We start from the raw sequence: 5,663 nt of genomic DNA, 5'->3' as shown, positions 1-5,663 counted from the left end.
GGTGATCGCCAAGGAAAAAGGCTACTTCGATGACGAGGGCTTGAACGTCACGTTGGAAACCCAGTCGAACTGGAAAATTCTGCTCGACAACGTCATCAACGGCCAACTCGACGGGGCTCACATGTTGGCCGGTCAACCTATCGGGGCGACGATCGGCATCGGGACCAAGTCGCCGATCGTGACCGCTTACAGCCTGGACTACAACGGCAACGGCATCACGGTCAGCAACGAAGTTTGGGCGCAGATGCAGGAAAACGATCCGGCACTGAAAAGCCCCACACCGAAACATCCCATCAGTGCAGCCAGCCTGAAACCAATCGTCGAACAGTACCTGCAAGACGCAGGCGAACCATTCCCCATGGGCATGGTGTTCCCGGTCAGCACTCACAACTACGAAATCCGTTATTGGTTGGCCGCATCGGGAATTCATCCCGGCATGTACACCGATTCGGACATCAAAGGTTTCACGGACGCACAAGTCAAATTGTCGACTGTGCCGCCGCCTCAGATGCCACAGAACTTGGAAGCGGACATCGTCAAAGGTTACTGCGTTGGCGAACCTTGGAATCAAAAAGCCGTGGTGACTGGCATCGGTGTCCCGGTCACGACGAACTACGACATTTGGAAGAACAATCCTGAGAAGGTATTCGGGGTCGCAGAATCCTGGGCCGAGGAGCACCCACAAACTCACTTGGCCGTGATCAAGGCTCTGATTCGCGCGGGCAAATGGTTGGATGCCACCGATGACTCCGGCAAATTGGTCAACCGCGAAGAAGCCGTCGAGATTCTCAGCGGCAAAGACTACGTCGGTGCTGAGAAAGAGGTGATTGGCAATTCGATGATGGGCACGTTTGTCTTCCAATCCACCGACGTTCGCGAGATGCCCGACTTCAATGTGTTCTTCAAACACGAAGCCAGCTACCCGCACTACAGCGATGCGATTTGGTTCCTCACGCAGATGCGGCGTTGGGGACAAATCACAGAATCCAAACCCGCCAGTTGGTACGCCGAAACAGCCAAGAAGATCTACAAACCTGAGATCTATCGCCAAGCCGCTGAAATGCTGATCAGCGAAGGCAAACTCGATCCAAACGAAATCCCGGCTCCGGATTACGACGGTTACCGCGCGGTCACGACCGAGTTCATCGACGGGAACAAGTACGACGCGAAAGACCCGATTGGCTACATCAACAGCTTCGGAATTGGCAACAAGGACGACGAATCCTTGGCCAAGAAGTAGCCGCCAAGAAGTCGTCACCCAAGCCGGGTTCACGAGAGCCCGGTGTCCTCCTCTTCCTAGCATCCATCCCTTCACCATTTTCTGGACGTATCCCCGATGAACTGGCGTGGCAATCTTCTCCGTTTCTGTGACGTGGCCGGTCTTCCGATTCTCGAACCGTTCATTCGCCTGGCAGCAGGCGAAGACAAACGGGAACAGTGCATCGGAATCGCGAAATTCATCTTGTTGCCCATCGCCGCCGTGTGCGTGTTCTTGATGCTCTGGGCAGGTGCTGCATCCAACGTGGTGACGGACAGTGCCAAACTGCCAAGCCCTCAAGCGACTTGGGCCGCGGGGACGCACCTGATCGCGATGCACTACGATCAACGCGCTGCTGACAAAGCTGCGAAACAAGAGAAGTTGACCGAAGCGGTTCAGTTGTTAGCCGAATCGAATGCCTACACCGCCGCTGCTGCCGAGGCATCCGGCGAAACACAAACGATTCTCGAAAACAAATCGTTGGCACTGAAAAAGCGAGCCGTCACGGCGGCTAACTTCACGCCCTCCAGTGCTCCGACGTTCATCGACCAGATCTGGACCAGCGTCAAAACGGTCTTCTTTGGCTTCTTCCTGGCCACGATCGTTGCGGTTCCTGTCGGAGTTCTCTGTGGGATGAGCCCCTGGTTCAACGCCGCCATGACACCGTTCATTCAGATCTTCAAACCTGTCAGCCCGCTGGCTTGGCTTCCTTTGGCGTTCATCGTCATCATGTGGTACTACGCTGGCTACTCCAGCGGTGAAACGTTCTTCAACAAAGCGTTTTTGATTTCCGCTTCGACCGTTTGCTTGTGCTCGCTCTGGCCGACCTTGGTCAACACAACGCTCGGTGTTGCCAGCGTCGACAAGGACTTCATCAATGTCGCCGACGTGCTGCGACTGTCTTGGTGGCAGCGTTTGACCAAGATCATTTTGCCGGCCAGCTTGCCACTGATGTTCGCGGGCATGCGGATCAGTCTGGGCGTTGGCTGGATGGTTTTGATCGCCGCGGACATGCTCGCTCAAAACCCGGGTCTCGGAAAATTCGTTTGGGATGAATTCCAAAACGGTAGCGAATTGACCTACGCACGCATCGCCTTCAGCGTGATCGTCATCGGACTGATTGGATTGGTCTTGGACCGCATCATGATCTTCTTCCGCAACTTGGTGAGCTTCGGCAATCCATCTCCCGTTTGATTTTGGATGTCTCGGTTTCTTCTCTTTCCTCATCCATCGGTGCAAACATGAGCACGGTTCTCGAAACAACTCCCAAGGTCAAGCGACGACCTGTCTCGTCGGCTCCCAAACCCATCCTGCAGATGCGAGGCGTTTGCAAAGGGTACGGCAGTGGTGTGACGCGCAACGAAGTTCTGCAAAACATCAACCTCAACATTCGTGAAGGCGAGTTTTTGGCGGTGGTTGGTTTCAGCGGCAGTGGCAAAACGACGTTCACACAACTGCTGGCCGGACTGATTGCACCGGACGAAGGCACGATCACCATGAACGACGAGCCCATCAAAGGCCCGTCACCGGATCGCGGGATGGTGTTTCAAAACTATTCGCTGCTGCCTTGGCTGACCGTTCGTGGCAACATCGCACTGTCCGTCAACGCGGTCTTCAAAGAGTGGTCACGGGAACAACGACGCGAACATGTCGAGAAGTTCATCGACATGGTCGGACTCAGTCACGCGGCGCACCGTCGCCCGCACGAATTGTCCGGTGGGATGCGTCAACGAACCAGCCTCGCACGGACATTGGCACTCAAACCCAAAGTCCTGCTACTCGACGAACCTCTCTCCGCACTGGACGCACTGACACGCGGCCAACTCGGTGACGAGATCCTGAAGATTTGGAGCGAAGAAAAGCAAACGTGCGTGATGATCACCAACGATGTTGACGAGGCGATCATGGTCGCCGATCGCATCGTGCCGCTGAACCCTGGCCCCAATGCATCGCTGGGCCCCGTGTTCACCGTGGGCATCGATCGCCCACGAAACAAAACCGAACTGAACGACAACGAAGAGTTCAAAGGACTTCGCAACGCCGTGACCAACTACTTGGTCGCCGTTCGACAAAAGGCACGCCGTGATGAGTCGGCCGCCAACCCAACTCAGTCATTCCACTTGCCCGCCATCGAACCCTCTGACTTGACGCGTCCTTCGCGAGCCGTCTTCAACACCGGTCCTCGCTAGTCGTCCTGAATCGTGATGCGTTCGTCTCGGCAACGCATCCTCCGATGTGAATTCCCCACACCTTCACCTCCCCAAACCCTGAACCGAACATGCGTGGCTACGTTGAAATGTTCCGACTTGGCAAGACCTACGACACCCACAATGGGCCGGTCGTGATTGTCGAGGAATTCGATCTCAACCTTGAAAAGGGCGAGTACGTTTCACTGCTCGGGCACTCTGGTTGCGGCAAGAGCACTGTGCTGACCATGGTCGCCGGGCTGAACCCAATCACGACGGGCGGAGTCGCCATCGATGGCCGCGAAATTGACGGTCCCGGCCCCGATCGTGGTGTCGTGTTTCAGTCACCATGTTTGATGCCATGGATGACGGCTCTAGAAAACGTGATGCTGGGCGTGAACCAAGTTTACTTGCAAGCGAGCAAGAAAGACCGTCGTGAATTGGCTTCGTACTATCTCAATCTCGTCGGCTTGGGCAGCAACCTGCACAAGCGAGCCAAGGACCTCAGCCAAGGCATGCAGCAGCGTGTTGGCATCGCGAGAGCGTTCGCGCTGCGGCCCAAGATGCTGTTGCTCGATGAGCCCTTCGGCATGCTTGATTCGCTCACTCGGATGGAACTTCAAGAGATCCTCTTGGAGATCCTGATTCGCGACAAAGTCACCACGGTGATGGTCACGCACGACGTCGACGAAGCGCTCTTCATGAGCGATCGCGTGGTGATGATGACCAACGGTCCTCGCGCCAAAGTCGGTGCCATCTTCAGCTTGCCGTTTGAACGCCCGCGTGTTCGTGCCGACGTGCTCGATCACCCGGAGTACTACGATTTCCGAGGCAAAATGATTCAGTTCCTGGAAGACCAAGACCACAAAAAACTGAAAGCCGATGCGGAAAAACGTGCCAAGGAAAAACAAGCTGAACTCGCAACCGCCAGTGCCAATTAAAAGGTTGCCAACATGACATCCACCTCCATCTCAGATCCATCCAACGCTTCGATCACTTTGCGTAACTCATTGCCACCGCTCGCCGTCTCAGATCAATGTTATCTGCAGGGCGTTCATGTTTGTGCCGTCATCGGCACGGATGATTTCTCGCCGGACTGCGACGCCGCGGCATTGGCAATCGCGCAGCGCTGCCTTCAGAAATCCGATGCGATTGTGGTTCAAGACCCAGCGATGCTGCCCCCGGACGCAGCCGCGGCGATGGCGATCCCGGTTCACTACGACGGCACAATCCAATCCGTCATCGTCTTGTTCGCGAAATCACCCAATGAAGCGATCCCAGACCCGGTCGGTGTGTTCGAAGTTTGGCGGCCGGTCGGCTTGTACGATGAAGTCGCCTTGCAAGAAGGCTACTACGGGAAACTCGAACGTTTTCAAAACGTCAGTTCGTTCGTGCGTTTTGAGAAAGGCAACGGTCTTCCGGGTGTGATCTGGGAAAACGGCCAAGCGTTGGCCCAAGACGACCTGGCCAATCACATCGGCTTTTTGCGCGCTGCCGGCGCTTCCGCGGACCTGCTTCACTCGGCCATCGGGTTCCCCATTGTTGCCAACGAGTATCTCTCCTCTGCGGTGTTGATTCAATCCAAACGGTCGCCCATGGCCCGCGCGATTGAGGTCTGGAAGATCGACGGCAACGAATGCGAACTGGCCAGCCAAACCTACGGCGATGTCGAAAACGCGTTTCGTCTGGAACCTGGAACACGAGTTCCATTGAAGACCGGCATCCTGGGATTGGTGGCCGAACATCAACGTGTCGTGCTGTTGGAAGACATGGAGGCGTTGCTGCTCAACCGACCCGCTGAGCGTGTCATGCCGTGCCCAACCGCGGGTCTCGCCATCCCGTTTTTTGACGGAACCCACCTCAGCTCCATCACCGTTTGGATGTTCTGATTTTCATGTCCAGTCCTCTTCCCACCGAACCGAATTTCGCCCACCCCGATGGCGCTGCGAACGTCGCAGTGCCATCACCGGGGTTGCCGATCGAAGGTCAAGGCGACTCGTTCGACTTGGTCAGCCTCCTGCTACAAGAGCAGCAAACACTGACCGCGGTGGAAGACTTTGCCGTAGCGCATGACAACGGCACCGCCGAAGAACAAATTGCGAGTCCAACCGCGGACCAACCCGCACAAGCTCGCTACTATTCCAAGCTGATGCCAGCCAGCCCACCGGGACCAGGACAGCAATTCGCCTTTGACGTGAACCTCGACACCTGCAGTGGTT

5 protein-coding genes and 1 pseudogene are annotated in these 5,663 nt (G+C 56.1%); all 6 read left to right on the top strand.

Annotated elements, in window-relative coordinates; translation table 11 throughout:
* The coding region (locus ACF8AM_RS12115) for a CmpA/NrtA family ABC transporter substrate-binding protein (RefSeq protein WP_392555878.1) at positions 1–1,240 on the top strand (1,240 nt) is incomplete at its 5' end.
* Positions 1,241–1,336: 96 nt separating this feature from the next.
* Complete coding sequence (locus ACF8AM_RS12110; protein ID WP_392555877.1) at positions 1,337–2,452, top strand: ABC transporter permease; 1,116 nt, start codon at positions 1,337–1,339, stop codon at positions 2,450–2,452.
* Positions 2,449–3,447: an ABC transporter ATP-binding protein gene (locus ACF8AM_RS12105; RefSeq protein WP_392555876.1), complete on the top strand. Its 999-nt coding sequence runs from the start codon at positions 2,449–2,451 to the stop codon at positions 3,445–3,447. The genes ACF8AM_RS12110 and ACF8AM_RS12105 overlap by 4 nt, the downstream gene beginning before the upstream one ends.
* 89 nt (positions 3,448–3,536) lie before the next feature.
* On the top strand, positions 3,537–4,385 hold the full coding sequence (locus ACF8AM_RS12100; protein ID WP_392555875.1) for an ABC transporter ATP-binding protein: 849 nt from the start codon (positions 3,537–3,539) through the stop codon (positions 4,383–4,385).
* A gap of 12 nt (positions 4,386–4,397) precedes the next feature.
* Entirely contained in the window at positions 4,398–5,333 is a 936-nt protein-coding gene (locus ACF8AM_RS12095; protein ID WP_392555874.1) for a GAF domain-containing protein, read from the top strand.
* Between the two features lie 5 nt (positions 5,334–5,338).
* Positions 5,339–5,663, top strand: a pseudogene (locus ACF8AM_RS12090) (molybdopterin oxidoreductase); the annotation flags it as partial.

Origin of the sequence: Rhodopirellula sp. JB055 (assembly GCF_043100905.1) — a bacterium.
Taxonomy (GTDB): domain Bacteria; phylum Planctomycetota; class Planctomycetia; order Pirellulales; family Pirellulaceae; genus Rhodopirellula.
Note: the sequence above shows the minus strand (reverse complement) of the source record. Positions and strands in the feature narration are given on the sequence as shown.